Source organism: Kitasatospora papulosa (assembly GCF_000717245.1).
Lineage (GTDB): Bacteria > Actinomycetota > Actinomycetes > Streptomycetales > Streptomycetaceae > Streptomyces > Streptomyces papulosus.
In genome coordinates, this window is sequence record NZ_JNYQ01000003.1 from 47963 (window position 1) to 72997 (window position 25035).

At 70.6% G+C, this 25035-nt stretch carries 25 protein-coding genes; 19 read left to right on the forward strand and 6 right to left on the reverse strand.

The window, feature by feature from the left end:
- Positions 1-47: 47 nt before the first annotated feature.
- From IA22_RS0108615 to IA22_RS0108640, 6 genes are read left to right on the forward strand one after another with little or no spacing between them, the layout of a single operon-like run.
- On the forward strand, positions 48-875 hold the full coding sequence (locus tag IA22_RS0108615; protein WP_014158177.1) for a cupin domain-containing protein: 828 nt from the start codon (positions 48-50) through the stop codon (positions 873-875).
- Between the two features lie 8 nt (positions 876-883).
- Positions 884-2746 carry an asparagine synthase (glutamine-hydrolyzing) gene (asnB, locus tag IA22_RS0108620; RefSeq protein WP_014158176.1) on the forward strand — a complete coding sequence of 621 codons (1863 nt, stop codon included), beginning with the start codon at positions 884-886 and terminating at the stop codon, positions 2744-2746.
- A complete protein-coding gene (locus tag IA22_RS0108625) occupies positions 2743-3846 on the forward strand; it encodes a PrpF domain-containing protein (RefSeq protein ID WP_014158175.1) in 1104 nt (367 codons plus the stop codon). Before asnB ends, IA22_RS0108625 begins: the two co-directional genes overlap by 4 nt.
- Positions 3825-5075 carry an acyl-CoA dehydrogenase family protein gene (locus tag IA22_RS0108630; RefSeq protein WP_014158174.1) on the forward strand — a complete coding sequence of 417 codons (1251 nt, stop codon included), beginning with the start codon at positions 3825-3827 and terminating at the stop codon, positions 5073-5075. The genes IA22_RS0108625 and IA22_RS0108630 overlap by 22 nt, the downstream gene beginning before the upstream one ends.
- Complete coding sequence (locus tag IA22_RS0108635; RefSeq protein WP_014158173.1) at positions 5063-6556, forward strand: dihydroorotase; 1494 nt, start codon at positions 5063-5065, stop codon at positions 6554-6556. Before IA22_RS0108630 ends, IA22_RS0108635 begins: the two co-directional genes overlap by 13 nt.
- Positions 6553-7176 carry a flavin reductase family protein gene (locus IA22_RS0108640; protein ID WP_014158172.1) on the forward strand — a complete coding sequence of 208 codons (624 nt, stop codon included), beginning with the start codon at positions 6553-6555 and terminating at the stop codon, positions 7174-7176. The genes IA22_RS0108635 and IA22_RS0108640 overlap by 4 nt, the downstream gene beginning before the upstream one ends.
- Before the next feature lie 194 nt (positions 7177-7370).
- Here the strand turns inward: IA22_RS0108640 and IA22_RS0108645 are convergent, their stop codons facing one another.
- On the reverse strand, positions 7371-7847 hold the full coding sequence (locus IA22_RS0108645; RefSeq protein ID WP_014158171.1) for an ArsI/CadI family heavy metal resistance metalloenzyme: 477 nt from the start codon (positions 7845-7847) through the stop codon (positions 7371-7373).
- Positions 7848-7927: 80 nt separating this feature from the next.
- On the opposite strand from IA22_RS0108645, the gene IA22_RS0108650 reads away from it, so the two are divergent.
- Genes IA22_RS0108650 through IA22_RS0108660 form a run of 3 tightly spaced genes read left to right on the forward strand, consistent with a single transcriptional unit; the run spans position 7928 to position 9820 of the window.
- Entirely contained in the window at positions 7928-8323 is a 396-nt protein-coding gene (locus IA22_RS0108650) for an ArsR/SmtB family transcription factor (RefSeq protein WP_014158170.1), read from the forward strand.
- Positions 8320-9414, forward strand: a complete 1095-nt coding sequence (gene arsB / locus IA22_RS0108655) for an ACR3 family arsenite efflux transporter (RefSeq protein WP_014158169.1) — start codon at positions 8320-8322, stop codon at positions 9412-9414. Before IA22_RS0108650 ends, arsB begins: the two co-directional genes overlap by 4 nt.
- Positions 9407-9820 (forward strand): arsenate reductase ArsC, encoded by a 414-nt coding sequence (locus IA22_RS0108660; protein WP_015575730.1) that lies wholly within the window; start codon positions 9407-9409, stop codon positions 9818-9820. Before arsB ends, IA22_RS0108660 begins: the two co-directional genes overlap by 8 nt.
- A 219-nt stretch (positions 9821-10039) precedes the next feature.
- Here IA22_RS0108660 and IA22_RS0108665 read toward each other — a convergent pair whose 3' ends face one another.
- Entirely contained in the window at positions 10040-11377 is a 1338-nt protein-coding gene (locus tag IA22_RS0108665) for an MFS transporter (RefSeq protein ID WP_030123204.1), read from the reverse strand.
- The gene (locus IA22_RS0108670; protein WP_014158166.1) at positions 11374-12039 is read right to left on the reverse strand and encodes an ArsR/SmtB family transcription factor; all 666 of its coding nucleotides are present in this window, start codon (positions 12037-12039) and stop codon (positions 11374-11376) included. Before IA22_RS0108670 ends, IA22_RS0108665 begins: the two co-directional genes overlap by 4 nt.
- Before the next feature lie 228 nt (positions 12040-12267).
- Between IA22_RS0108670 and IA22_RS0108675 the strand changes: the two genes are divergently transcribed.
- From IA22_RS0108675 to IA22_RS0108690, 4 genes are all read left to right on the forward strand, one after another.
- Positions 12268-13182: an NADP-dependent oxidoreductase gene (locus IA22_RS0108675; RefSeq protein WP_030123205.1), complete on the forward strand. Its 915-nt coding sequence runs from the start codon at positions 12268-12270 to the stop codon at positions 13180-13182.
- Between the two features lie 34 nt (positions 13183-13216).
- Entirely contained in the window at positions 13217-13696 is a 480-nt protein-coding gene (locus IA22_RS0108680; protein WP_014158164.1) for a MarR family winged helix-turn-helix transcriptional regulator, read from the forward strand.
- A gap of 249 nt (positions 13697-13945) precedes the next feature.
- Positions 13946-15382, forward strand: coding sequence for a Gfo/Idh/MocA family protein (locus IA22_RS0108685; RefSeq protein ID WP_014158163.1), 1437 nt, complete (start codon positions 13946-13948; stop codon positions 15380-15382).
- 36 nt (positions 15383-15418) lie between these two features.
- Complete coding sequence (locus IA22_RS0108690) at positions 15419-16417, forward strand: NEW3 domain-containing protein (RefSeq protein WP_030123206.1); 999 nt, start codon at positions 15419-15421, stop codon at positions 16415-16417.
- A 105-nt stretch (positions 16418-16522) separates the two neighbouring features.
- Here IA22_RS0108690 and IA22_RS0108695 read toward each other — a convergent pair whose 3' ends face one another.
- The gene (locus IA22_RS0108695) at positions 16523-17086 is read right to left on the reverse strand and encodes a hypothetical protein (protein ID WP_030123207.1); all 564 of its coding nucleotides are present in this window, start codon (positions 17084-17086) and stop codon (positions 16523-16525) included.
- A gap of 212 nt (positions 17087-17298) precedes the next feature.
- Between IA22_RS0108695 and IA22_RS0108700 the strand changes: the two genes are divergently transcribed.
- Positions 17299-17883 carry a TetR/AcrR family transcriptional regulator gene (locus IA22_RS0108700; RefSeq protein WP_015575735.1) on the forward strand — a complete coding sequence of 195 codons (585 nt, stop codon included), beginning with the start codon at positions 17299-17301 and terminating at the stop codon, positions 17881-17883.
- A gap of 70 nt (positions 17884-17953) precedes the next feature.
- Positions 17954-18478: an O-acetyl-ADP-ribose deacetylase gene (locus IA22_RS0108705; RefSeq protein ID WP_015575736.1), complete on the forward strand. Its 525-nt coding sequence runs from the start codon at positions 17954-17956 to the stop codon at positions 18476-18478.
- A gap of 111 nt (positions 18479-18589) precedes the next feature.
- Here the strand turns inward: IA22_RS0108705 and IA22_RS0108710 are convergent, their stop codons facing one another.
- Positions 18590-19819, reverse strand: a complete 1230-nt coding sequence (locus tag IA22_RS0108710; protein WP_030123208.1) for a hypothetical protein — start codon at positions 19817-19819, stop codon at positions 18590-18592.
- A 129-nt stretch (positions 19820-19948) separates the two neighbouring features.
- Complete coding sequence (locus IA22_RS0108715; protein WP_030123209.1) at positions 19949-20587, reverse strand: class I SAM-dependent methyltransferase; 639 nt, start codon at positions 20585-20587, stop codon at positions 19949-19951.
- A 222-nt stretch (positions 20588-20809) separates the two neighbouring features.
- On the opposite strand from IA22_RS0108715, the gene IA22_RS0108720 reads away from it, so the two are divergent.
- The 4 genes from IA22_RS0108720 to IA22_RS0108735 all read left to right on the forward strand — a co-directional run bounded on the left by IA22_RS0108720 (position 20810) and on the right by IA22_RS0108735 (position 24926).
- Entirely contained in the window at positions 20810-21538 is a 729-nt protein-coding gene (locus tag IA22_RS0108720; protein ID WP_030123210.1) for a hypothetical protein, read from the forward strand.
- Between the two features lie 351 nt (positions 21539-21889).
- The gene (gene argB / locus IA22_RS0108725) at positions 21890-22744 is read left to right on the forward strand and encodes an acetylglutamate kinase (RefSeq protein ID WP_030123211.1); all 855 of its coding nucleotides are present in this window, start codon (positions 21890-21892) and stop codon (positions 22742-22744) included.
- Between the two features lie 141 nt (positions 22745-22885).
- Positions 22886-23161, forward strand: a complete 276-nt coding sequence (locus tag IA22_RS0108730) for a hypothetical protein (protein WP_014158154.1) — start codon at positions 22886-22888, stop codon at positions 23159-23161.
- A 541-nt stretch (positions 23162-23702) separates the two neighbouring features.
- Positions 23703-24926, forward strand: a complete 1224-nt coding sequence (locus IA22_RS0108735; RefSeq protein ID WP_030123213.1) for an oxygenase MpaB family protein — start codon at positions 23703-23705, stop codon at positions 24924-24926.
- Positions 24927-25035: the final 109 nt, after the last annotated feature.

Here is a 25035-nt window from a genome sequence, read left to right on the forward strand (position 1 = left end):
TCCCGGTCCTCCTCCCTTCCCCTCCCCCCCTTCAAGGAGCTCTTCGCATGACGCGCACATCCTTCTCGGGAACCCTCGCAGCGTCCCCTCTCGGGGATGCCAGGATCGTCACGGCCGCCGAGTTCGAGTTCACCCGGATCGCCGGCCGGCGCACCACGATCGCCACTCCGGTGAGCCCGGCCGCGGGCGCCACGCACGTCACTCTGCACGTCGTGCGCGTCGCGGCCGGCGAGTCCTTCAGCCCGGACGGGAGCGTCGGGGAGGAGAACACCGCAGTCGTCTTCGACGGTCGGGGCACCGCGACGGTCGGGTCGCGCAGTCACCCGGTCGAGCGCGCCCACGCCGTGTACGCGCCCACCGGGCAGGCTCTGAGTCTCACCGCCGACGCGGAGGGGCTGACCGTCTACGTCTGGCGCACGCCGCTCACGGCGGGCCGCCGGCCCGGTACGGACCCCGAGCCCTTCTCCACCCTCTGGGACGAGACCACCCAGCTGCGCGGCTTCGGCGGCACCGGCCAGATAGCTCCCGACTCCGACCGCGCCACCATGAACTTCGTCTTCTGGCCGGGCAACGGCAGCAGCCAGCTCTGCCTGCACTGCGGCATCCAGCAGCCGGGCCAGACGTTCAACGTGCATCTGCACCCCGACAGCGACGAGGCGTTCATCGCCTTCGAGGGCATCGGCCAGATGTACCTCCGCGACCGCTGGATCGACGTCGCCGCCGGGGACGTCCTGTACGCGGCGCCCGGCGTCCTGCACGGAGCGCGCAACCCGCACACCGGTCCCGACGCCAGGCGCTTCGTGACCTGCGGCGGTCCCAGCCCGTACGACCCGGCGCTCTATTCCGCCGCCGGCCTCTCCTCCGACGTCAGGTGATCTGAGTCATGTGCCGAATCCACGGATCCTTCCACGCCCGTACCACCGCCCAGGAGATGCGCGACGTCGCCGCCCTCCAGCATCACGGAGGGCCCGACGCCCAGTCCTTCGCCCAGCACTCCGGCTGGGCGCTCGGCAACAACAGGCTGTCGATCATGGACCCCGAAGGAGGTGCCCAGCCGTACCGGCTCGGTGACATCACCGTCGTCTTCAACGGCGAGCTCTACAACCACGACCGGTTGCGCACCGAACTCATCAGGCAGGGCTTCCACTTCGAGGACCGGTGCGACGGATCGATTCTGCCGGCGCTCTACCTCACGTACGGCGAGCGGTTCGCCGAGCAGCTCGACGGCATGTTCTCCGTGGCCGTCATGGACCTCAGGGGTGCCCCGCGGCTGGTCATCGCCACCGACGCCTCCGGGATGAAGCCGCTCTACTACCACTGGGAGGAGCGCAGCGGCCGCTTCCACTTCGCCTCGGAGCTCCCCGCCCTCCTCGGCTTCACGGACGTACGCCCGTACGAGGACGACCTGGGTCTGCACACCTACCTGGCGGCGAAGACGCCCTTCGGCCGGCGGACCATGTTCGAGGGCATCGAAGTCCTTCCGCCGGCCGCCACCGCGGTCGTGACCCGGGAGGACGGGCTGCGTCTCACGACCCGGAGGATGGGCTACGAGTCCGCTCCGCCGGTCGACGAGGAGCGCAGCCTCGCCCGGGCCGGCGAGGAACTGCGCGAGCTGCTCTCCCGGGAGGTGTCCCGGCTGCTGATCGCCGACGCGCCGGTCGCCGCCATCACCTCCGGCGGGCTCGACTCCAGCCTGGTCACGGCGCTCGCCGCTCGCACCCTGCACGACCGGGGGGCGTCCGGCGCCCTGCACACCTTCAACATCGCCTACACGGGGAACTGGCCCGGGGACGAGCGCGCCTTCGCCGCGGAGGTCTCCCGGCACACGGGCACCGTCCACCACCAGGTGGAGATCGACCCGTCAACCTTCCCCGACCTGATGGGCGACGTCGTACGCCATCTCGGCCAGCCCAACGCCGATCCGATCACCCTCAGCACCTTCTCGCTCTTCCGGGCGGTCCGCGACGCGGGGTTCAAGGTCGCCCTCACCGGCGACGCCGCCGACGAACTCTTCGGCGGGTACGCGCGAATGACGCAGGCGGTCGCCGCACCCGAGGGGACCGACTGGGCCGGCGCCTATCTCGACCACCTTGCCGCCGTTCCCCGCGCCCTGCGGGAGGAGCTGTACACGGCCGAGTACGCCGACCGAGTCCTCGCGTCCGGTGGCTCGGCCATGCCGCCGGGTCTCACCGACATCCTCGAGCACGGCACGGGCAGCAGGCTCCAGCGCATCTCCCGGATCGAGCAGCGCTACCGGCTTCCCGCCTACCACCTGCGAAGGGTCGACCACCTGTCCATGGCGAGCTCCGTGGAGGCCAGGCTGCCGTTCTGCCAGCCGAGTGTGGTGCGCTTCGCAGCGACGCTGCCCGACCGGCACCGCACGGTCCCCGGTGTCGGCGTCAAGCGCGCGCTGTACCGCGCAGCCGACGGGCTGCTGCCCGAGAGCGTGCTGAACCGGCCGAAGCAGCCGTTCACCCTGCCGATCACGGCGATGCTGGCCCCGGGCCAGCGGCTGTGGGCGATGGCCCGCGACGTCCTGTCCCCGCAGGCACTGCGCTCGGACGGACGGCTGCGGTACGAGGTTGTCGACGCCCTCTTCACCGAGCAGGCCGAACGGCCCTCCGACAACGCGTCGCTGGCGCTCTGGGCGCTGATGTCGCACCAGATGTGGCGGAGCGAGTTCCTCGGCAGGCCTGCCGGGCAGCCGACCCCGCGCACGCGCGAGCTGGCGGGAGCTGCCGGATGAACGTCTCCCTCGCCCGAGCACACGGCGCACCCTGCCCGACCGCGGTCCTGGACGGCCGTGCGTTTCCCGAATCCGAACCCCAGCTGCTGGACGCGCTGGCCGACCTGCGGGCCGAGCTGTCGGTGCAGGGCGCCGGCGATGTGCTCAAGAACGCCATCGTGCGCCCTTCCCGCCACCCGCTGTTCGACCTCGACTACCGGTTCGTGCAGTCCCTTCCGGACAGTCACGACAGTTTCGACCTGCGTGGATCGTGCGGTCACTCGATCCTGGCCGCTGTCGAGGCGGCTGCCCGCACCGGCATGATCCAGCCGCTGGTACCGGGCTGCCGGGTCCGGGTCAACGTGCTCAACAACGGCGACAACGTGGTCTGCGAGACGGAGGAGACCTCCGACGGCGGCACCCGGTTCACCGCACATTTCCTGTGCTCGCCGCCGCTGAGGATGCCGGAGCTGCTCATGACGGGCGACCCGGTGACCGCTGTCCCCTTCGACGGGAGCATCGTCCCCGTCTCGCTGGTGTCGATGGGGAATCCGTACGCCTTCGTGGACGCCTCGCACCTCGGGGTGAGCGGGCCCGGGGCGCTGTTCGCGGACGACCCCCTGCTGTTCGACGCCATGAGGCGGCTGCGTGTCGCGGTCTGCGAATCACTGGGCTGGGACACCTTCGGGGCGTTCCCGAAGATCGCGGCGCTGCTGCCGCAGGAGGGCGGTGGACTGTACGTACGCGCCGTGTCCGTACCGTCCTGGCACCCCACGGTCGCTCTCACCGGTGCGATCTGCCTGGGTGCGGCCGCCGGCATCGAGGGAACGGTGCCCTGGTCCCTGTCCGGGCGGAAGGCCGCCCAGGACACCGACGCACTGCTGCCGGTCCGCACTCCGGGCGGCTCCGTGCGGGTGGCCGCCCACTCGACGTACGGCTCCGACGGGGAGCACAGGCTCGCCTGGGTGTCCGTCGCCGAGAAGCAGGTCGAGTACCGGGGGCTGCTGCCACGTCTGCGGCGCCCGGCCCCGCAGAAAGCATTCGCCGCACCCCTCGCTTCCGTACGCCCCTCGTCCGACCACGTTTCCGAGGAGACCCCGTGGGTTCCGTTGACAGCCTGACCCCCCTGCGCGGGAGCACGTCCGCGCGGACCCTGACCGATTCGTACACCGTTGGTCCGTTCCCGGCGACCGGCCACCGCCGGGCCCCGAGGCCCGAGCCCGTCCGGGTCACCGCACTGGTCCCCTCCCCCGAGGTCCTGGAACGACTGGCGGCCTGCGCCGAGGCTGCCGACGTCAGCGGTGAGCCGGACAGGGACGCCGTCCAGGTGCTCCGCGAAAGCGGACTGCTGGCGCTCGTCGTCCCCAAGTCGCACGGCGGGGCCGGCGCCGACGCGGTGGCACTCAACACGTGCGTCGAGCAGGTCGCCTCGGTGAACGCGTCCGCCGCGATCATGCTCTTCCAGCACTGCGCCGTCACCAGCCGGATCGTCGAGAACGGCACACCCGCCCAGCACCGCGACCTGCTTCCCAAGCTGGCCGCTGGCCGGTGGCTCGCCGCCTCCGCGTGGTCGGAGAGCGGAGCCGGGGCGGACAAGAAGAACCTCGCCACCCAGGCCCGCCGCACTCCTGACGGGGAATGGATCCTCGACGGTGCGAAGTCCTTCACCACCAGCGCGGGCCTCGCGGACGTGTATCTCGTCCTGGCACAGTCACGGGACGACTCCCCCGGACCGGACGGCGCTGCACAGGACACCGGGTACGGGGCCGCCGGGCAGACGTTCTTCCTCGTCCCCGGAGGACATCCCGGTCTGCTGCCCGACACGTCGATGCGGCTGTCCGGAATGCGCGGATCCGCCACCGGCTTCGTATCGGTGCGGGAGTGCCGCGTCCCGGACTCGGCACGACTCGGCGCGCCGGGCGTCGCCGCTTCGATCATCGCCCGGGTCCGCAACAGCGGCGCCTCGCTCGGCGCGGTCGCCGTGGGCGTCGCCCAGGCCGCACTCGACGCGGCGCACGCACACGCCGGGCGTCGCGGACTCTATGCCCATCAGGCGGTCCGTCACCGCCTGGTGGACCTGGCGACCCAGGTCGAGTCCGCCCGCGCGGTGGTGGAGCGGGCGGGACGGCGAACCGCTGCCGACCCCGGTATGGCGACGCTCCACTCCAAGCTGGCCGCCTCCGAGGCCGCCGAGCGCGTGGTGGCCGACGTCGCCCGCTTCCTCGGCTCGGCCGGATACGTCGAGACGCACCCGATCAACCGGTTCGGGCGCGATGCCCGTGCCGTCGCCCTGATGGGACCGACCAACGACCTCTGCAAGGAACTGGTGAGTCTGCCGTGGAACCGTTGAAAACCTCCTCGTTCTCCCGTACGTCCCCGTCCCCGGCCTCCCCCCGGGCGTCCGCCGCGGAGGCGGACCTGGTGGTGGAGGGTGGCCGGCTCGTCACCCCCGAAGGCGTGACGGAAGGCAGCGTCGTCGTCCGTGACGGCCGGATCGCGGCCCTCGTCGCACCTGGCGGCCCGCTTCCCGCCGGGCCGCGGCTGGACGCCCGGGGCCGGTACGTCCTGCCCGGTCTCATCGACTCGCACGTGCACTTCCGCACCCCCGGTCTGGAGCACAAGGAGACCTGGGAGAACGGCAGCCGGGCGGCCCTCGCGGGCGGCGTCACCACGGTGATGGACATGCCCAACACCCGTCCCCCGTCGCTGGACACGGCGTCGCTCCGAGCGAAGGCGGCCCTGATAGCCGGCCGCTCCTACGTGGACCACCGCTTCCACATGGGAGCGGATCCCGATCACCCCGAGGTCCTCGCGCACCTGGACCCCGCGGTCGCGACCTCGGCGAAGGCCTTCATGGCCGGGCACCACACCGCGCCCGTGGTCTTCCGCGAGGCGCACCAACTGGAGGCGGCCTTCGCCTCCGCCGCGCGCGGCGGCGTCCGCCTCGTGCTGCACGCGGAGGACCAGCACGTCTTCGATCTGCTCGACTCCCGTGGCGGCGACCCCGACACGTACGCCGGCTACGAACCCCACCGGCCCCGCTCCGGGGCGATCGTCGCCGTCGCCAAGGTGGTCCAGCTGGCCCGTACCCACGGCACCAAGGTGCACATTCTCCACGTGTCGTCGGCCGAGGAGACCGACCTGCTGGTCGCCGCTGCGGGCGAGGGACTCCCGATCAGCTTCGAAGTGACCGGGCACCACCTGTCGTTCACCGATCACGACACCGCCCGTCGCGGTCCCCGCACCAGGCTGTCCCCCGCGATCCGCGCGCCGCGTGACCGTGAGCGGCTCTGGCAGGCGGTGCTCGGCGGGGAGGCTTCCACCATCGGCAGCGATCATGCTCCGCACACCGTCGAGGAGAAGAACCGGCCGCCGGCGGAGGCGCCCCCGGGGCTGCCCGGTGTCCAGGAGCTCGCGGTCTCCGTCTGGACGGGGATGCTCGCCCGGGGGATGGAGCCCGACACCGCGGCCGCCCACCTCGCGCGGCTGATGGGGACGGGACCCGCGGATCTGTTCGATCTGGCGGGCAAGGGGAGACTGACGGTCGGTGCCGACGCAGATCTGGCGCTCCTCGACCCGAGCGAGCGGTGGCAGATGTCCGCGGCCCACGTGGAGTCCCTGTGCGGCTGGTCGGCCTACGAGGGATGGATGTTCACCGGACGGTTCACCACGGTGGTGAGGGCCGGGCGGGTCGCCTGGGACCTGGCCCGCGGAACCGTGGGGGAACCCGTCGGCCGTTGGCTTCCCGGGCCTGCCCTGCCTGCTCAGGATCATCTTCGTACGGAGACCCCGGCCGTGCAGGCACGGGAACTGGAAGGAGCTGTCCGATGAGCGCCACGAGCCTGCTGGCACAGTCCGCGCCGGATACGGCAGAACTGTCCGCCCCGTCCCACGGACTGCCGAACGCCTCCGTCCGTCCGGCCCCGGTGCTGTCCAGCCCGCCGATGTCCGGTGACATACCCGCCGACGAGTTCCGTGCCGCGATGGCCTCACTCGCCGCCCCTGTCACGGTGGTGACGTGCTACGACGAGTACGGCAACCCTCGGGGGCTCACGGCGAGCGCGGTGTCCTCACTGTCGCTGGACCCCCCGCTGATCCTGGTCTGCCTGGACCGGGGCTCACGCACCCATGACGTGCTCGTCGCGGCGAACGCCTTCACGCTCCATCTGCTCGGCCCGGAGAACGAGAACCTGGCCCGCACGTTCGCGGGACCCACCGACCAGCGGTTCGAGAACGTCCGGCTGGCGTCCGGCCCGACCTCACGCCACGCACCCCAACTGGCCGACAGTGCGCTGCGGCTGACCTGTGCACGGCACGACACGATCGAGGCGGGTGACCACACGATCCTCGTGGGCCGGGTGGCCGCGTCGGACTGCATGGGCCGGCCGGCCGGAGGCCTGGTCTGGCACCACAGGGGCTTCGCCCACGCGAAACCGGTGGCCGGCCGCTGAACCATCGGTCCTCATCGTGAAGGAGATCCGTGTCCCCGAGGCTCCTGCGCTCCCGGATCGGCGCGACATGCGAGAACGGCTGACAGACCGAGGCCAGGATCTGCTGATGTTCTCGCCTCGCGGGCGGCCCGCCACCGGAATGCCGGTGGCGGGCCGCCCGCGGGCGTGGCGCGTCCGCCGGAGGCGACGACGGCTCAGCTGCCGCAGGCGCAGCCTGCGGCAGCCGGCGCGTCCTCTTTCGTCTCCGGCTGACCGCCGGCACAGCAGGTGTCGCCGCCGAGGACGACGCTCTTGCCGAGCTGGTCGGCGTCAGCCTTGACCACGTAGACCTCCCACGGCTCCTTTCCAGGTCCATGGACCCACACCTTGTCCTGGAGGGCGTAACAGCAGGAGGTGTCGTTCTCCTCGAACGTGGCGAGTCCGGCGTCCTTGAGACGGGTGGTGGCGGCAGTGACCTCCTCGGTGGACTCGACCTCGACGCCGAGGTGGTCGAGCCGGGTTTCCTGTCCGGGCTCGCCCTCGATCAGGACGAGCTTGAGCGGCGGAGCGGTGATCGCGAAGTTCGCGTAGCCGGGGCGCCGCTTGGCGGGTTCGACCCCGAACAGCTGGGAGTAGAAAGTGATCGACGCTTCGAGGTCGGCGACGTTGAGCGCGAGCTGGGCACGTGACATGACGGTCTCCTCGAACTAATTGCATTGATGCCTTTCGATTCAAGCTTGCATCTTGGATCGAAGAACGTCAACATAGAGGCATGTCGAAACAAGAGTGTGTGGTGCTGGGCCAGGACGGCGCCGACGGCTGCTGCCCCGGCCTGCTGACCGCCCCCCTGGACGAGGACCGGGCCGAGACGCTGGCGAAGGTGTTCAAGGCGCTGGGCGACCCGGTGCGACTGCGGCTTCTGTCGATGATCGCCTCGCGTGCGGGCGGGGAGGTCTGCGTCTGCGACCTCACCCCGGCCTTCGACCTTTCGCAGCCGACGATCTCCCACCACCTGAAGCTGCTGAAGCAGGCCGGCCTGATCGACTCGGAGCGGCGCGGGACGTGGGTGTACTACAGGCTGCTGCCCGAGACGACCGACCAGCTGGCCGCGATCCTCACGCGGCCCGCCGGAGCGCCTGCGACCGAGCCTGCGGGAGCCGCCTCGTGAGCACCGGGCCCGCAGGCCGGCTGTCGTTCCTGGACCGGTTCCTCGCTGTCTGGATCCTGGCCGCCATGGCAGCCGGGCTCGGTCTCGGCCGCATGGTTCCGGGGCTGGGGGACGCGCTCGCGGAGGTCACCGTCACCGGGGTGTCGCTGCCGATCGCACTCGGGTTGCTGGTGATGATGTACCCGGTGCTGGCGAAGGTGCGTTACGACCGGCTCGACACCGTCACCCGCGACCGGCGCCTCCTGATCCCGTCGCTGGTGCTGAACTGGGTCGTCGGCCCGGCACTGATGTTCGCGCTCGCCTGGGTCTTCCTGCCTGATCTGCCCGAGTACCGCACCGGTCTGATCATCGTCGGCCTGGCCCGCTGCATCGCCATGGTCATCATCTGGAACGACCTCGCCTGCGGCGACCGCGAAGCAGCCGCCGTCCTGGTGGCACTGAACTCGGTGTTCCAGGTGCTCGCGTTCTCCGCGCTGGGCTGGTTCTACCTCGGTGTGCTGCCCGGCTGGCTGGGGCTGGAGCAGACAGCGATGAACGTGTCGGTGTGGGAGATCACCCGTTCCGTGCTGATCTTCCTCGGCATCCCGCTGCTGGCCGGGTTCCTCACCCGCCTCCTGGGCGAGAAGGCCAAGGGGCGCACCTGGTACGAGACGAAGCTGATCCCGCGCATCGGGCCCTTCGCCCTGTACGGACTGCTGTTCACCATCGTGGTGCTCTTCGCCTTGCAGGGAGACGCCATCACCTCGAAGCCGCTCGACGTCGTACGGATCGCGCTGCCGCTGCTGGCGTACTTCGCCGTGATGTGGGCCGGGTCCATGGCGGTCGGTCGCATGGCCGGGCTGGACCACCCCCGGGCGACCACGCTGGCGTTCACCGCCGCCGGAAACAACTTCGAGTTGGCTATCGCGGTCGCCGTCGCCACCTTCGGCGCCACCTCCGGCCAGGCCCTCGCCGGAGTCGTCGGCCCCCTCATCGAGGTACCGGTCCTCATCGGCCTGGTCCACGTCGCCCTCGCCGCCCGCCGCTTCTTCCCTCGGACCGCAGCGACAGCCGCGACGGTCGCAACTCCGGAAGGTTCCGCCCATGTCTGATTCCGCGCCGTCCGTGCTGTTCGTGTGCGTCCACAACGCCGGGCGCTCGCAGATGGCCGCCGCCTTCCTCACCCGTCTCTCCGGGGGCCGCGTCGAGGTCCGCTCCGCCGGGTCGGCGCCGGCCGACGCCGTGAACCCGGTCGCCGTACGAGCGATGGCGGAGCGCGGCATCGACCTGTCCGAGGAGACACCCAAGGTGCTGACCGTCGAAGCCGTCCAGGCCTCCGACGTCGTCGTCACGATGGGCTGCGGCGACACGTGCCCCGTCTTTCCCGGTAAGAGGTACCTCGACTGGTCACTGGACGACCCCGCCGGTCAGGGCGTCGAGGCCGTCCGGCCGATCCGCGACGAGATCGAACGGCGCGTCCGGGCCCTGCTCGCCGAGCTGCTGCCCGCGAGCGCCTGACGTCCCGCCGGCCGCGGCGGTGTCCGCGCGGGGAGCCCGTTCGCAGCGGCCCTCGACCGCGCCCTCCGGGGACACAGGGAATGCCGGCCCCGGCAGCCAGGAGACGGATCAGCTCGTCGAGCGGCAGCGCGAAGTCCGTGTGGCGGCATGTCACCACGCCCGGGGCGCGGGCGGACGGGCCGTCATGTCATCACGTCCGAGGCGTGGGCGGACGGGCCGTCATGTCGCCGCGCCGGCACTGTCCTGCGAGACGTCTTCCTCGGGCTGCGGCTTCAGGACGCCTCGGCCACGCGTCCGGTCGATCTGGCGCCATTCCGGCCGCAGGCCGGCCAGGTTCGTGGTGAGGACGTACGCGGCACCACAGGCGAGCAGCACCGGCACGAGTCCGACAGCGGTCACCGCCGCGCCTGCGAGCAGCCCGCCGAGGGGGATACCGGCCCAGGCCAGCGAGTCGCCGAGCGCGTTGACCCGGCCCAGCATGCGACGCGGCACCCGCTCGACGAGGACGGCGCCCAGCACCGGATTGACGAAGCCGGCGCCGAACCCGCTGACCGCGAAGACGGCGAGTACGACCCCCAGGGGCGCATCGAGGGCGAGGATCAGGAACCTCGGCGCTCCGGCCAGCAGAAACCCGGTGAGGACGACCGTACGGCGCCGCAGCCGGTGTGCGACCGTCGCGGCGATCAGGCTCCCGCCGACTCCCGCGGCCCCCATCACGCTGCCCATCAGACCGATCGCCGCCGGTCCGTTGCCGGACTCCTTGACCCACACGGGTACCAGCACGGAGGAGATCGCCGCGTCCAGCAGGTTGGTGATGCCGACCATGACGATGACGGTGAGCAGGAGTGGTTCGCCGCGCAGGAAGGTGAAGCCCTCGCCGAACCGCTTCCAGTAGCCCGGTTCGCTCCTTTCCGCCGGCGAGGGGGGTTCCTCGGCCGCGTGCCCCATGCCGCGGGGCAGCGCGAGTCCGATGATCGCCGATCCGAGGACGAAGAGCCCCGCGTCGACGGCGAGTGCCGTCAGGGGGCCGAGCAGCGCCACCAGGGATCCGCCGGCCGCCAGGCCGACGGTGGAGGCGAGCCGGTCGGTCACACCGGACAGGCCGGTGGCCCGCTCCAGCGGTACCCCGCCGCGCTCCGCCGCTTCGGGGACCATCACCTCCTTGGCCAGGTCACCAGGTCCCCGGGCCGCGCCGATCAATGCGACCAGAACCAGCAGAAGAGGAAAGGACAGCAGGTCCAGGGAGTGGAGCAGGGGGACCGCCACGGCGGCACTCGCACTGGCCAGATCGGTGGTCCAGGAGACGACCCGGGGGCCGATCCGGTCCACCAGCGGTCCGGTGAACGCCTTGACCACCACGTAGGGGGTCATCTCACAGAAGGCGACCAGTCCCGTCTGGGTGGCGCTGCCGGTGGTGACGAGGACGAACCAAGGCACTGCCACCACGGAGATCCGCGTGCCGGTCAACGACACGGCCATGGCCGCCAGCACTCCGCCGAGCGGCCGTAAGGACCTCTTGCCCGGTATGTCGCCGGCTTCCGGGACCTCGCCGGTCATGCCGTCGGCCCTCGTTGCGCGTCGCTGGGGCCGGAAGGGAGCGACGAGGTGGCAGAGGCGTCCAGTTCGGGCAGGATCTGCGTGATCACGGCCACCCGTTCGGCTCCTTCGGGGGCACTCGCCGCCGTCTCCGGTGAGTCCCGCCGGTAGCGCGCGACGACGTCCGCCAGCTCCTGGTAGAGGGCACCGGCTTCCTCGGGTGTGAGCCGCAGGGCCCAGTCGCTCATGTCGAAGGTGTTCCGCCATGCGCGGGGCATCGTCTGAAGCCCGTTCAGGGTCTGCTGGGTGCGCAGGGTGTAAATGGCGGCAACGGACTGCTGGTAGGCCAGTGCCGCCTCGGGCTCCTGCTCGGCCAGCTCCGGATCGTTGAACCAGGTGGTCCGGTGCACGGACCGCCACCAGCGCTCCCGCGCGTTGCCCCGTTCGGTGTCCTCCTCGACGAAACCCGCGGCACCGAGCTGCCGAAGGTGATAGCTGGCCGTACCGGAGTTCACGCCCAGCCGCTCCGCGAGGCGGGTGGCCGTCGAGGGGCCGTACTTCCTCAGCAGCCCGACCAGTTGCACGCGTACCGGGTGCGCCAGGGCACGCAGGCCCTTGGCGTCCAGGACGACCGAGTCCTCTTCCACGTTCGGGTCGTCCGACCTCTCCACAGCATCAGTCATGCGACTCAGAGTAGACCGCAAAGAGTTCTTCGCAAAGATGTATTCGCGAAGAACTCTTTGCGCTTCAGGTCGCCCGCATGGCGGTTCCGCCTCCGGGCGGCGCCGCCTCGACCGGCCCCGCAGCTCCCTGGAGGTAGTTACTTGGCTAGCCACACAATCGGTGCTAGCTTTTATGTGGCTGGCCACACAAGTGGTCGGAGCACCACCCCGCATGAGGAGACCACAGTCATGAAGGCCATTGTTTTCGACGCGTTCGGCGGCACCGAGGTCCTGCACGAGGCAGAGATCGGGATTCCGCAGCCCGGCCCCGGCCAGGTCCGTGTGCGCGTGCGAGCGGTCGGCGTCAACCCGGTGGACGGCAAGATCCGCTCCGGTGCCATGGAGGCCATCTTCCCCACCACCCTGCCCGCGGTGCCCGGCGGGGAGATCGCCGGGGTGGTCGACGCCGTCGGCGAGGACGTCGACCAACTGACGGTGGGAGACGAGGTCCTGGGCTGGTCCGACACCGGTTCCTACGCTCAGTACGCCCTGGCACAGGCCACCGTCCTCGCACCCAAGCCTGCCGGCCTGGACTGGGCGAACGCCGCCGCCCTGCCCGTGGCGAGCGACGGCGCCGAACGCGTACTGGACCTGCTCGACGTCACCGCCGGTGAGACGCTGCTGATCCACGGGGCGTCCGGCGCGCTCGGCACCATCGCCGTCCAGCTCGCCGTCGCACGCGGTGCCCGCGTCATCGGCACCGCCGGCCCGGCCAACCAGGAATACGTCACCTCGCTCGGCGCGACCGCGCTGGTCTACGGGGACAACCTCGTCCAGCGGGTCAGCAAGCTCGCCCCCGAAGGGGTGGACGCCGTCTTCGACGCCGCCGGGAAGGGCGCACTGGAGGACTCCATCACCCTGCGCGGCGGCACCACCCGTATCGTCACCACCGCCGACTTCCGCGCCGGTGAGCTCGGCATCATCTTCGCCGAGGGCCCGCAGCGCCGCTCCGCCGCACGGCTGGCCGAACTGGCCGAGGAGGCCGCCGACGGCACACTGGTGACCACGCTCAGCGCCACCTACCCGCTGGCAGAAGCAGCCAAGGCACAGCAGGCCAGCGATGCCGGCCACAACCGCGGGAAGATCGTCCTCACCGTCGACTGACCGGTCACGCCCACTCCCACGACGAGGAAAAGCAATGTCCGACACCACCCCCGCCAAACTGCCGAACACGGCGCGCGAGGGGCGGCTGAGCTACGCCGTCTTCCAGCTCGCCCGCGCCCACCGCAGCCACGCCGCCGCCATGCTGCGCGCCCTGAACCTGCACCCGGGACAGGAACTTCTGTTGATGCAGCTCTTCGACCAGGACGGCCAGACGCAGGCGGAACTGCTCGAGCGCGTCGGCCTCGACCACTCCACCGTCTCCAAGTCACTGCGCCGCATGCAGGAGGCCGGACTGCTCACCCGGGAACCGGCTCCGCACGACCGGCGCGTCATGGTGGTCAGCCTCACCGCGGCCGGCCTGGCCCTTCAGGAGCCCATCACCGACATGTGGCGCACCCTGGAGCAGATCTCCGTACGCGACCTGACTCCCGACCAGGTCGAAATGTTCACCACGTGCGCGACCGCCATCGAGAAGTCGCTCAGGGACAACAGCGGGCACACACCTTCCAGATGAGGCGCGCTCCTGGCCTCCCGAACAGCAGGCCTCCGACGTCCGGTGAAAGGACAGCAGGTCAGCCCGCAAGGACCGTCGAAGAGGGCGCCCTCATGACCCGGGGGCCCACTTCGAGGTCACAACAGCCCCTTCCTTGCTTGTTTCTGATTGAAAGGCAGCTTCTTTGAGCATCTATTGACATGACCGCGCTCATTCCATCAAAGTCATCCTCGCCAGTGACGCCCGGTCGCGGATCAGAGGAGCTCCTGCATGCCTGGAATCCCCGCAGTCTCACGCCGTCTACTCCTGGGAGGGGCCCTGGCTACCGGGGCGGTGGCTGTCGGCGCCGGTCCCGCCCAGGCGAAGTCCGCCGCCCAGGGCTCGGCGCTCCCCTCTCCGTCGCCCCGGCGCGGCAAGGGCCAGCGGCCGATGTTCGACGTCCCGTTCGACATCCACGAGACGGTCCGTGTCGGCGTGATCGGCATCGGCAACCGCGGGAGCGGCATGGGCGAGGGCTGGGCCGTCGTGCCTGGCTGCCGGGTCACCGCCGTCTGCGACATACGTGAGAGCCGCGCGAAGGCGCTTGCCGACCGCATCGTCGCCCTGGGAAAGCCCCGCCCGGCGGAGTACGGCGGCTCCACGGACGCGTACACCACGATGCTGAAGCGCGACGACATCGACCTCGTCTACATCGCCACGCCTTGGGAGTTCCACCACCGGCAGAGCAGGGACGCGCTGTTGGCGGGCAAGCATGTCGTCGTCGAACTCCCCGTCGCCACGGAGCTCGACGAGCTGTGGGACCTGGTCGACACCTCCGAGCGCACACGCCGGCATCTGATGCTCTCGGAGAACTGCTCCTACGGCCGCAACGAACTGGCGATGCTGAAGATGGCCCACGAAGGGCTGTTCGGCGACGTCACGAACGGACACGGCGGCTATCTGCACGACCTGCGGGACCTTCTGTTCTCCGACACGTACTACACCGATTCCTGGCGCCGCAAGTGGCACACCCGCAGCACCGCCTCCTTCTACGCGATGCACGGACTGGCGCCGGTCGCCGCCGCGATGGACATCAACCGCGGGGACCGCATGACCGTGCTGCGGGCCACCGCCACCGAGCCCAAGGGCCTCGCGGACTACCGGGAGCGGTTCATCGACAGGTCCCACCCCTCGTGGAAGGAGACCTATGTCAACGGCGACCTGGTCACCTGTCTGATCGACACCGCCAAGGGCCGCGTCATCAGGGCCGAGCACGACGTCAGCTCGCCCCGGCCGTACAGCAGGATCAACAGCCTGGCCGGTAGCCGAGGCATCTTCGAGGACTACGCGGGAACGTCGTCGACCGGCGGACGGATCTACGTGGAGCCGGACCACAGCGGGCACTCCTGGCGCGACTTCGACTCCTACCGAAAGGAGTTCGACCACTGGCTGTGGAGGAAGATCGGCGACGACGCGGCGAACAACGGCGGTCACGGCGGCATGGACTACGTGCTGCAGTGGCGCACCGTCCAGCTGATGCGCGCCGGTCTCGTGCCCGACATCGACGTCTACGACTCGGCGGCCTGGTGCTCACCCGTACCGCTGAGCGTCAAGTCCCTCGCCGCGGGCGGACGTCCGGTGGAGATCCCCGACTTCACCCGCGGCTCCTGGGTGAACCTGCGCATGGGTCTGGACTCCCGTGAGACGGACATGCCTCCCGTCGCCTGAGCCCTCGTCCGTGCCGACCCGCAGAAGGAGCAGTCCATGAGAACCGTCAGACCTCTCAGATTCCTCGGGGCCACAGCGCTGGCGACGTTGGTCATGATCACCTTTGCGCCCGTCGCGGCCGGCGCCGGGCCTGCGCCCGAGCCCTCCGCCCCACGGACCGAGGTGTCGGTGTCGTCCGTCGACCTCGACGGTCCGGCCGTCTCGACGGTGAAGGTGACCGTCAAGAACACCGGACCACAGCGGATGCGGTCGCTGAAGGTGTCGTTCGCGGGACCCGTCGGCTGGGCCGTCCAGCCGGCCCTCACCAGCGTCCCCGGCACCTTCGGGGTGGGCGCCACCACCGCCGCGGAGTTCCGGGTACAGGTACCCGGGAAGCGCGAGGGATTCACTCTGCGGACCTTCACCGCGACGGCCACGTACGCCGGCGGCGACGGTGCGGGCTCAGCGACCGCCACTCGGACCGAGACGAACGGCGCCCCGCTCGCGAACCTCGCGGCGGCCTACAACAACGTGGGCATCACCGACGAGGGCGAGACCGGGCCGGGCGACTACGACGGCGAGGGCAACAGCTTCTCCGCCCAGAAGCTGGCCGCCGCAGGCCTGGAGCCGAGCGGCCGGGTCGAGGCACTGGGCGCCGAGCTGGAGTGGCCTGGAGTGTCGCCGGGCGCCAAGGACAACGTCGCGGGCGCCGGCCAGGCGATCGCGCTGAGCGGCCGGGGCGGCAAACTGGTCTTCCTCGGTTCGGGCGTGACCGGCGGGGCCACCGGCACGGCTACCGTGTACTACACCGACGGCTCAAGCACCAGCGGCTCGTTCGGCTTCCCCAACTGGTCGTTCGACCCGGCAGACGCCCACGGCGCGACGTTGGTGGCCTCCACGGACGGCCGCAACCGGCCGGACGGTTACGGGAACGCAGGCATCGCCTACCGGGTCTTCGCCCACTCGGTCGCGCTGGACGCGACGAAGCAGGTCGAGTTCGTGGTACTCCCGTCCAACCGGAACGTCCACATCTTCGACATGGCCATCGCCTCCTGACACACGGGAGAGGCGAAGCTCCGGACAAGCCGGCGGCCACCCTTGACGGGCCGCCGGCTTGGACCTCGTCGAGCCCGGCACCAGCGGACAGGAGCGAGGGGCCGGTCACGCCCTCGCGCGGGCGCGTCCAAGGCGGAGGGCCGAAACGAGGAAGAAGACACCGCCGAGGAAGGCGTAGCCGGCGAGGCTGTCCAGGGATGCGCCGCCCTTGTCCGCCTGCGCCACGAACGAGGCTCCGGCGAGTGTGGAGATGAACCCGCTGGCGATCATCGCCCACTGCCCGCCGAGCCGGCGCCGGGCCGCGCCGACGACGAGCTGGACGATGCCCGCGGTGACGGCCCAGGCACCCCATACCCGAAGGACGGCGGGGACGCCCGAGGCGGCGGCGAGCGCCAGGCCGATGACGGTCAGGGCGCTGAGCGCGACGTTCACATACAGGCCGCGCGCGGACCGGCCGTCCTCCCGGGCGGACCTGATGTCGATGACCGCGCACGCCACGTCGAACAGCGGGTAGATCACCAGCAGGGTGACGGTCGACGCGCCCAGCGTATCCGCCCCTGCGAACAGGAGCCCGGCCCACACCGCGGCGAACGCGAAACGCAGCATGTACAACTTGCGCAGGGCGGCGGCGGCGCCGGCGCCGGGAGCGGTAACGACCAGGGTGTCCATGGGGGTTCCTTTCGAGGGAAGCATGTCGTCGTCGGTCGTGCCGTCGTGGGCCCACCCGCCACTCAGGCGGGCGTGACCGTGCTGGAGCGGCAAGGCGAGGGGCCTGACCAACCGACGAGGGAGAACGTTCGGTCTCGTTGAGCATTGAACGGGGAGCCTCGGGGGTTGTCAAGACCGAACGTTCTCCCTCTCTCGTCGGGTACCCTTGCCGCATGAGTGAGGGCACGGGAGTCGGCAGCACGTCAGCGGCGCGGGCGCGACTGCTCGCCACGGCGACCAGAATCTTCTACGCGGAGGGCATCCACTCCGTCGGCGTCGACCGCATCATCGCGGAGGCGCAGGTCACGCGCGCCACGCTGTACCGCCACTTCACCGGCAAGGAGGAGCTTGTCCTCGCCTACCTCGACCAGGCCGACCGCGGGATCCGGGCAGGGGTCGAGGCCGCGCGCGCAGGTGAGCAGTCAGCGGCCGACGAGGTCAGGGCTGTCGGCCGGTTCATCACCGGAAGCATCGAAAGCCCCCAGTTCCGGGGCTGCGCCTTCCTGAACGCGACGGCGGAGTACCCCGACCCCACCCACCCCATCCACCAGGCTGTCCTGACCCACCGCCAGTGGTTCCTTGACACCGTCACCGGGTTGCTGGCACAGATCGGTGACTCGCCCGCCGCCGAGGCGGGCCGGCACCTCGTCATGCTCCGGGACGGCGCCATGGCCGCCGGCTGCCTCTTCGACCCGGAACTGATCTCCGAGACCTTCCTGCTGGGCGTCGAGGGAATCCTGCGGACGCGCGGCGCCTGAGGAGGAGTGCCCTGCCCGGTCCATGAGGCCGCGGCCCGCAGCCCTCACCGGCAAGCGGGAGAATGGCGGCATGACACCACCTCCGACGATCACCCTCGCGCACGGGGACATCACCGAGCAGCACGCCGACGTCCTGGTCAACGCCGCCAACTCGTCACTCCTCGGTGGCGGCGGGGTCGACGGTGCGATCCACCGGCGAGGCGGACCCGAGATCCTGGCCGCATGCCGCGCCCTGCGGGCTTCGCACTACGGCAAGGGGCTGCAGACCGGGCAGGCCGTGGCGACGACAGCCGGCCGCCTGCACGCGGAGTACGTCGTTCACACCGTGGGCCCGGTCTGGTCGCACACGGAGGACCGATCGGCGTTGCTGGCCTCCTGCTACCGGGAGTCCCTGCGAGTGGCGGCGGACCTGGGAGCCCGGACCGTGGCGTTTCCGGCGATCTCGACCGGCATCTACGGCTGGCCGCTCGACGACGGAGCGCGCATCGCCGTGCGTACGGTCCGCGAGGCTGCGCACCCGCCCGTCACCGAGGTCCGTTTCGTCCTCTTCGACGAGGAGGCGTACGCCCGGTTCGCCGAAGCGCTGCGCACATAGGCGGGAGCCCTCCCACACTGGACCGTCAGCTTCGCCGACGCGCCCTGTTCGTTCCGGCGTCGCTGCCTCGCGGACCCAGCGGCTGCGCCCGCATCGCCCACTGACCGGACGTCAGGCGGCCACGGTCGTGGTGGTCACCGGGTCACGGGTCACGATGTAGCAGGAGGCCGTCGCGGCGCCGCCGACGCCCCAGCCGTCCTCCTCGGGCCACGTGTACCAGTACTCGTCCTCGTCGGCCGACTCACGCCGCCACTCGCGGGGGGCCGCGAGGTGGTCCCGTCGGCATGCCTCGCCCGCCTTCCGCTGAGCCATGTCGTCGCCGGGGTATTCGGTGCCCAGGCGCGCATGGGCGAACACACGGACGTCATGGGGCTGGGTGCAGGGCACAGCGACCACCATGTCGACCGTGCGGTTCCCGGTCGCCAGGTCAGCACACGACCCCCTCTTCAGATCACCGACCGCCCTGACGGCGGTCTTGGCGTCGAGGGCCGGTTCCGACGGGGCGGGCATGACCGGCGGGGAGTCGCCCTGCTTGTTCAACGTCATCACCGCGTGAAGCCCGGTCATCTCCGCCAGAGCGCTGTCCTTCCTGTCGAGCAGTTCGGTGAAGTCGGCCTCGGCACGGGTGATGTGCCCGTCGGCGTCCACAGCGAGGCCGAGCGTCACGGGGGTGTCCGTGCCGCTGGGGTCGATGTTGCTGGTGAGCTCGGCCTGCAGGTCCCGGGAGAACATGCGCAGTGCGTTGTACGCGGTGAGCTTCGCCTCGTAGGTGCGGCCGCCCTCCGCGTCCTCGGCGTGCTTGACGTCCTGGGCACCGCTCACGATCTCGAGCAAGGTGCCGCCGAAGGCGGACTCGGAGCCCCGCAGCGCGTTGACCGAGGCCTCACCACCGAAGGCTTCCAGAGTGCCCCCGTACGTCAGCCAGTAGCCTGCCTCACCCGCGCGCAGTCGCACGGCGTCACGGTCCACGGCTATCCGGGTCCGGGCCGGGGCATGCCCTGGGCCCAGCCGGACGCCCAGCAGCGCGTCCTTGGCCGGTTCCGGCAGGTCCGGTGCCAGCGACCACTCGATGGAACCAGCCGCACGGCCTTCGGCGAAGTCGACGCGGCCGGCAGACCGCTGGACCGTGTCCCCCGAGGGGGATCCGAACGTCAGGGTCTGGGTGAAACGAGCGCTCCGGCTGTCCTGGGTCTCGAGCAGGGCCTGACGGGGCTGCTGTCCGACCGGTGCGTCGAAGACGGGGTGAGCGGGCCGCTGGTCAGCGGGGCTGCCCGAACAGGCGGTCAGAACGAGGGTGGGCACGACGACGGCGCACAGGAGGCGAAGCTGGCTTCTGATCACGCAGGTTCGACCACGGAGGCCGCCTCCCGGTTGCGCTCCCCCGCATCACGGTATGGTCACCCGTCCCCCGCCGGTCAGGGCGTGAGGAGCGAGGCGGCGCGCTGTAGCTCCGGCACGTCGGGGTGCCACTCACGGACGACCGGCAGGCACGGGGCGGGAGTGCACACTCACGGCATATCCGCATCCGGCTCGATAGGGCTCCCCGCCCCACGTGGCGTAGCGCTGTCGCAGGATCAGACCGGCCTGGGCGCACCAGTGGTCGAAGTCCGTCAGCGTCAGCGGCGGTTCCGGCAGCGGCAGGTGCGCCGCGTCCAGTCCCATGCCCGTGACCAGGAGACCACCAGGCTTCAGCAAGGCGGCCAGCTGACGGATGACGGCTGATTCCGTGCCGGGGGCCAGCAGGGGGATGACGTTTCCGGCGGCAAGCACCAGGTCGAACTCCGGTTCCAGGCCGAGGGCGTCCAGGCGGGCCAGGTCACCGAGGAGCCACTCCTGCGCAGGAGCGTCGCGGCGCGCGACCGCGAGCATCGAGGAGTCGATGTCCACACCGGTGCAGTGGTAGCCGAGCTCGGCGAGCCGAATCGCGATACGGCCGGTGCCGCAGCCCGCGTCGAGTACCCGCCCGCCCGGCCGCAGCAGCGTGGTGCAGAAGGCGGCCTCGCCGTGGACGTCGTGGCCCGAGCGGACGAGTCGCGCGAAACGCTGGGCGTACTCCTCCCCCGCCTGCCCCCCGGTCAGCTCCGCCCAGCGGTCCTGTTGCCCAGTCATGTTCGGCTTGCCTTCCGGTCGGCCTCGTCCGACGGGGACGAGGACGGTGTCATCACCATGCGGCGCGGGCCCGCCGCAGTCGCGCGGCACAGTGAACAGCGCGCAGCGGCAGAAGGCAAGGAACAGCCCCTTCGGTGTCACGACGGATGAGTACGATCGCCTGTACCGGTCCCCGAAACATGAGCGGTCGCCCGCCGCGCGCGGCGCCGGAGAGGTGGACGCATGCGCCGACTGCTGCTGCTCGCCACACTGTTGTCGTTCTCCCTCGGCTGCGGGGTGGTGCCGTCCCCCGAGGAGGAGGCGACGGACGCCGCACGGGAGGCGGCAAGGAAGGTGGGCGAGCGGATGTACGGTCAGAGCCCTCGCACGGCGGAGGAGATCGGGCGCTCCGCTGCCGGGATCGACGGGGTGGAGGTTCTGCGACTGACGGGCACCTCGACGCGCGACAAGGACGGCGTCGACGTGGTCGTCCGCACCTCCGGTTCGGCGTACGAAGGATGGCTGGCGCCCGAAGAGGTCACCGTGCGGCGCTGTTTCACGATACGGGTGTCGGGGACGTCGGAGTGGGGCGAGGACCCCCGTGACGTGGACTGCCCGGACAGCCCTCCGCTGGCCTTCGCCCCGCCACCCGAACCGCCACGGCTCCCGCACGAGGAACTCCGCGCGAGACTCCCCCGGGTCCCCGAGGGCGGCCGGGTGGACGAGGCCGAGGTACGCCGCGCCCTCGCCGGCCTGGACCTCCATCCGGCCATCCGCAGCGAGGTGAAGACGGAGGGCGGCCAGGTCGGCGTCCTCCTCTCCGTCAAGGGCAACGGCGTCGACGCGCAGGACTGCCTGCTCGCCCGGGTGGGCCCCGGCGACACGGAGGTGTGGGTGCCGCCGCGGATGCAGCGGATGCCGGGAGAAGGCGGCTGCTTCGTCGCCGCCGCCCTGGCTCCACAGCCGCAGTAGTCGCAGTGAACGAGGAGCAGTGACCAACCTGCGGAGTCGAAGCCCCTGGTCGGGATCTCGGTCCGGGCGGACGACTTCACTGATTCCTCACCACCGTTCCTCGATCCAGGTTAGCCTGACCTAAGTAGTCGAGGGGCCACGGGCTCGGCGCCGAACACGTCACCGGTGTACCCGGATCCGGTCGGCGGTCACTCCTGACGAACCGGGCAACACACCTGGCACCCATAAGAGTTCCGCCCGACACAGGGCCTGGCATCGAGCGAGCGTGGAATGAGCGGAACAGGGATACGGATGAGGCCACTCGGTGCCGTAAGAGCCGCGATCAAGGTCGCGGACCTCGAGGATCCACCGATGGTGGAACAACTGGACCTCGAGCGGCTCCGGGGCAGGGTCGTCGTGATCAAGTTCGGCGGCCACGCCATGGTGAACCAGGAACTGAAGCAGACCTTCGCGCAGGATGTCGTGACACTGCGGCGCGCCGGTCTGCTCCCGGTGGTCGTGCACGGCGGCGGTCCGCAGATAAGCGCGATGCTGGAACGCCTCGACCTCGACGTCCACTTCGAGGCGGGTCTGAGGGTGACGACTCCGGAAGTGATGGATGTCGTACGCATGGTGTTGACGGGGCGGGTCCAGCGTGAGCTCGTGGGCCTGATCAACGCGCACGGCCCCTTCGCCGTGGGGCTGTCGGGTGAGGACGCGCACACCATGACCGCCGTACGTCGAACGGCGTGGGTGAACGGCGAGCCCGTGGACATCGGTCTGGTCGGCGAAGTCGTCGACGTGAACCCGCAGACCGTCCGGGCGCTGCTGGAGCAGGACCGCGTTCCCGTCGTCTCCCCCGTGGCGCGCGGGGCGGACGGACAGGTCTACAACATCAACGCCGATCTGGCGGCGGCGGCCTTGGCGGTCGCTCTCGATGCGGAGAAGCTGGTGATGCTGACGGACGTCGAGGGGCTGTACGCGAACTGGCCGCACAGCACCGAGCTGGTCCGGCGGATCACGGCCGACGAGATCGAGAAGCTACTGCCGGAGTTGGCGAGTGGCATGCTCCCGAAGATGGACGGCTGTCTGAGGGCCGTTCGTGCGGGTGTCCGCAGCGCGCACATCCTGGACGGCCGTGTACCGAACGCGACCCTGCGGGGCATGACGTCCGGCGAGGCTCCGGGAACGACCGTGGTCCCGGACCAGGGATCCCGACCGGGATGACGTGCGGCAGTGGGCCCACGGTACGGAAGCCGGTCGGCCTGGAGGGGAATGACCTCTGCTCCGGTCCGGCCGGGCCGGGGGGCGCGGACGCCGTGCCGCCCCGGAGTTCGGGCATGTCGACGGGCGCTCGGCATCGCTGACGTGAAGTGGAGTGAGGCGGAGTACCTCGACTGCCTGCGGTCCGAGCGTCGTGGCTACGCATGGGTGATGCGACACCATGGAGGGCTGACGCCGTCGCAGGCGCGCGCAGCCGCCCTGGAGCGCTACCCGTACGAGCCGGACGACGCCCCGTTCCGCGGGCTCGTCTTTCACGACGAGGCCTGGCATTGGGCGATGTCCGTCATTCATGGCGATCGGTACATGGTGGAACTTCCCGGACTGGCCCAGCCGTCGGTCGAGTACCGGGCCCTGGAATGAACCTCGCGCCCGGGCGCGGGTTCCGCTTCTCCGGCGGACGCCCCTGATCGAGCCGGTGGTCACCGCCTGGACGGGCCGGGACCGCTGAGCCCGCACCCCCTCCCCGGGGCGTCCGTGACAGGCGGGAAGACCCGAAGCGCGTGGACGCGCGCCCGGCCCCGGGCGCCTGCGGCACCGCGGACCCGCGAATCGAAGCTGTCGGCCTCCGCTTGGCGCGCCCGGGCCCCCGGCGCAGGGCCCCGCGATCCGCCTTCCGCCCGGCGCCCCGCGGCCGGAAGGACGAACTCCCGTCCCCACCTGATTCCGCAAAGACCCTGGCGTTCGCACATCACCTGTGCTCCCCTGATGACACAGAGATGCCTCTTGTGTTTCATTGTTCCACTGTGCGGAGCGACGGCAGCGGGACTCGAGGAGGGGTTCGAGGCGGTGGGCGGGATCGACCGGCGCTTCGTGCTTCTCCGTCAGCACGCCATGTTCAGCGGTTCGCGGTTCGCGTCTTCCCGGTTCTCATCGATCAGGAATCACGAAGGAGTTCGGAGCAATGGACGGATTCAGCAGGCGCAGGATGTTGATGACGGGCGGTGCTCTGGGGGCCGTCGGGGCGTTAGGGGCGGCTTCGCCGGCCCTCGCCCGGCCTCTGTGGACGTGGTCACCCAGCGCGTCGGTGGCGGGCACGGGCGTGGGCGTCGATCCGGAGTACGTCTGGGACGAGGAGGCCGACCCGGTACTCGCCGCAGTCATCGACCGCGGGGAGGTGCCCGCGGTCAACGCGCTGCTGAAACAGTGGACGCGGAACGACCAGGCGCTGCCCGGCGGACTCCCGGGAGACCTGCGGGAGTTCATGGAGCATGCGCGCGGGATGCCGTCCTGGGCGGACAAGGCAGCACTCGACCACGGTGCCCAGTTCAGCAAGACCAAGGGGATCTACGTCGGAGCCCTGTACGGCCTCGGCAGTGGACTGATGAGCACCGCCATACCCAGGGAGTCGCGCGCCGTCTACTACTCCAAGGGCGGCGCGGACATGAAGGACCGCATCGCCAAGACCGCACGGCTCGGGTACGACATCGGAGACCTGGACGCCTATCTGCCGCACGGCTCGATGATCGTGACCGCCGTCAAGACACGGATGGTGCACGCGGCGGTGCGCCACCTGCTGCCGCAGTCCCCGGCCTGGTCGCAGACCAGCGGCGGCCAGAAGATCCCGATCAGCCAGGCCGACATCATGGTCACCTGGCACAGCCTGGCCACTTTCGTCATGCGCAAGATGAAGCAGTGGGGCGTCCGGGTCAACACCGCCGACGCGGAGGCGTACCTTCACGTGTGGCAGGTCAGTGCGCACATGCTCGGCGTCAGCGACGAGTACATCCCCGCGACCTGGGACGCGGCCAACGCGCAGTCGAAGCAGGTCCTCGACCCGATCCTCGCCCACACGCCCGAGGGGGAGGCGCTGACAGAGGTCCTCCTCGGCATCGTGGCCGAGCTCGACGCCGGCCTCACCCGCCCCCTGATCGGCGCGTTCTCCAGGTACACACTCGGCGGCGAGGTCGGCGACATGATCGGACTGGCCAAGCAGCCGGTCCTGGAACGGCTGATCGCGACGGCCTGGCCCCTGCTCGTGGCCTTCCGCGAAGGTCTGATACCTCTTCCCGCCGTGCCGGCGGTCCTCTGGACACTCGAGGAAGCGCTCCGTAAGTTCGTCCTGCTCTTCCTCTCCGAGGGCCGGCGCATCGCCATCGACATCCCGGACGTCAACCGCCCGTCCTGAACCGTCCGGACGTCGGAGGCCGCCGCAGCCGGCCGCCCTCCACCGCCAGGGGCGGTTCCGCACCGCCCCTGGCCGTCGCCCGCCCGCCATCCCACCCGGAGCCGAAGCC

Bases quoted from the DNA above. Each gene is read 5' to 3' on its own strand.
- IA22_RS0108615 (WP_014158177.1), top strand. From the start codon at position 48: ATGACGCGCACATCCTTCTCGGGAACCCTCGCAGCGTCCCCTCTCGGG.
- asnB (WP_014158176.1), top strand. From the start codon at position 884: ATGTGCCGAATCCACGGATCCTTCCACGCCCGTACCACCGCCCAGGAG.
- IA22_RS0108625 (WP_014158175.1), top strand. From the start codon at position 2,743: ATGAACGTCTCCCTCGCCCGAGCACACGGCGCACCCTGCCCGACCGCG.
- IA22_RS0108640 (WP_014158172.1), top strand. From the start codon at position 6,553: ATGAGCGCCACGAGCCTGCTGGCACAGTCCGCGCCGGATACGGCAGAA.
- IA22_RS0108645 (WP_014158171.1), bottom strand. From the start codon at position 7,847: ATGTCACGTGCCCAGCTCGCGCTCAACGTCGCCGACCTCGAAGCGTCG.
- IA22_RS0108650 (WP_014158170.1), top strand. From the start codon at position 7,928: ATGTCGAAACAAGAGTGTGTGGTGCTGGGCCAGGACGGCGCCGACGGC.
- IA22_RS0108660 (WP_015575730.1), top strand. From the start codon at position 9,407: ATGTCTGATTCCGCGCCGTCCGTGCTGTTCGTGTGCGTCCACAACGCC.
- IA22_RS0108665 (WP_030123204.1), bottom strand. From the start codon at position 11,377: ATGACCGGCGAGGTCCCGGAAGCCGGCGACATACCGGGCAAGAGGTCC.
- IA22_RS0108670 (WP_014158166.1), bottom strand. From the start codon at position 12,039: ATGACTGATGCTGTGGAGAGGTCGGACGACCCGAACGTGGAAGAGGAC.
- IA22_RS0108675 (WP_030123205.1), top strand. From the start codon at position 12,268: ATGAAGGCCATTGTTTTCGACGCGTTCGGCGGCACCGAGGTCCTGCAC.
- IA22_RS0108680 (WP_014158164.1), top strand. From the start codon at position 13,217: ATGTCCGACACCACCCCCGCCAAACTGCCGAACACGGCGCGCGAGGGG.
- IA22_RS0108685 (WP_014158163.1), top strand. From the start codon at position 13,946: ATGCCTGGAATCCCCGCAGTCTCACGCCGTCTACTCCTGGGAGGGGCC.
- IA22_RS0108690 (WP_030123206.1), top strand. From the start codon at position 15,419: ATGAGAACCGTCAGACCTCTCAGATTCCTCGGGGCCACAGCGCTGGCG.
- IA22_RS0108695 (WP_030123207.1), bottom strand. From the start codon at position 17,086: ATGGACACCCTGGTCGTTACCGCTCCCGGCGCCGGCGCCGCCGCCGCC.
- IA22_RS0108700 (WP_015575735.1), top strand. From the start codon at position 17,299: ATGAGTGAGGGCACGGGAGTCGGCAGCACGTCAGCGGCGCGGGCGCGA.
- IA22_RS0108705 (WP_015575736.1), top strand. From the start codon at position 17,954: ATGACACCACCTCCGACGATCACCCTCGCGCACGGGGACATCACCGAG.
- IA22_RS0108715 (WP_030123209.1), bottom strand. From the start codon at position 20,587: ATGACTGGGCAACAGGACCGCTGGGCGGAGCTGACCGGGGGGCAGGCG.
- IA22_RS0108720 (WP_030123210.1), top strand. From the start codon at position 20,810: ATGCGCCGACTGCTGCTGCTCGCCACACTGTTGTCGTTCTCCCTCGGC.
- argB (WP_030123211.1), top strand. From the start codon at position 21,890: ATGGTGGAACAACTGGACCTCGAGCGGCTCCGGGGCAGGGTCGTCGTG.
- IA22_RS0108735 (WP_030123213.1), top strand. From the start codon at position 23,703: ATGGACGGATTCAGCAGGCGCAGGATGTTGATGACGGGCGGTGCTCTG.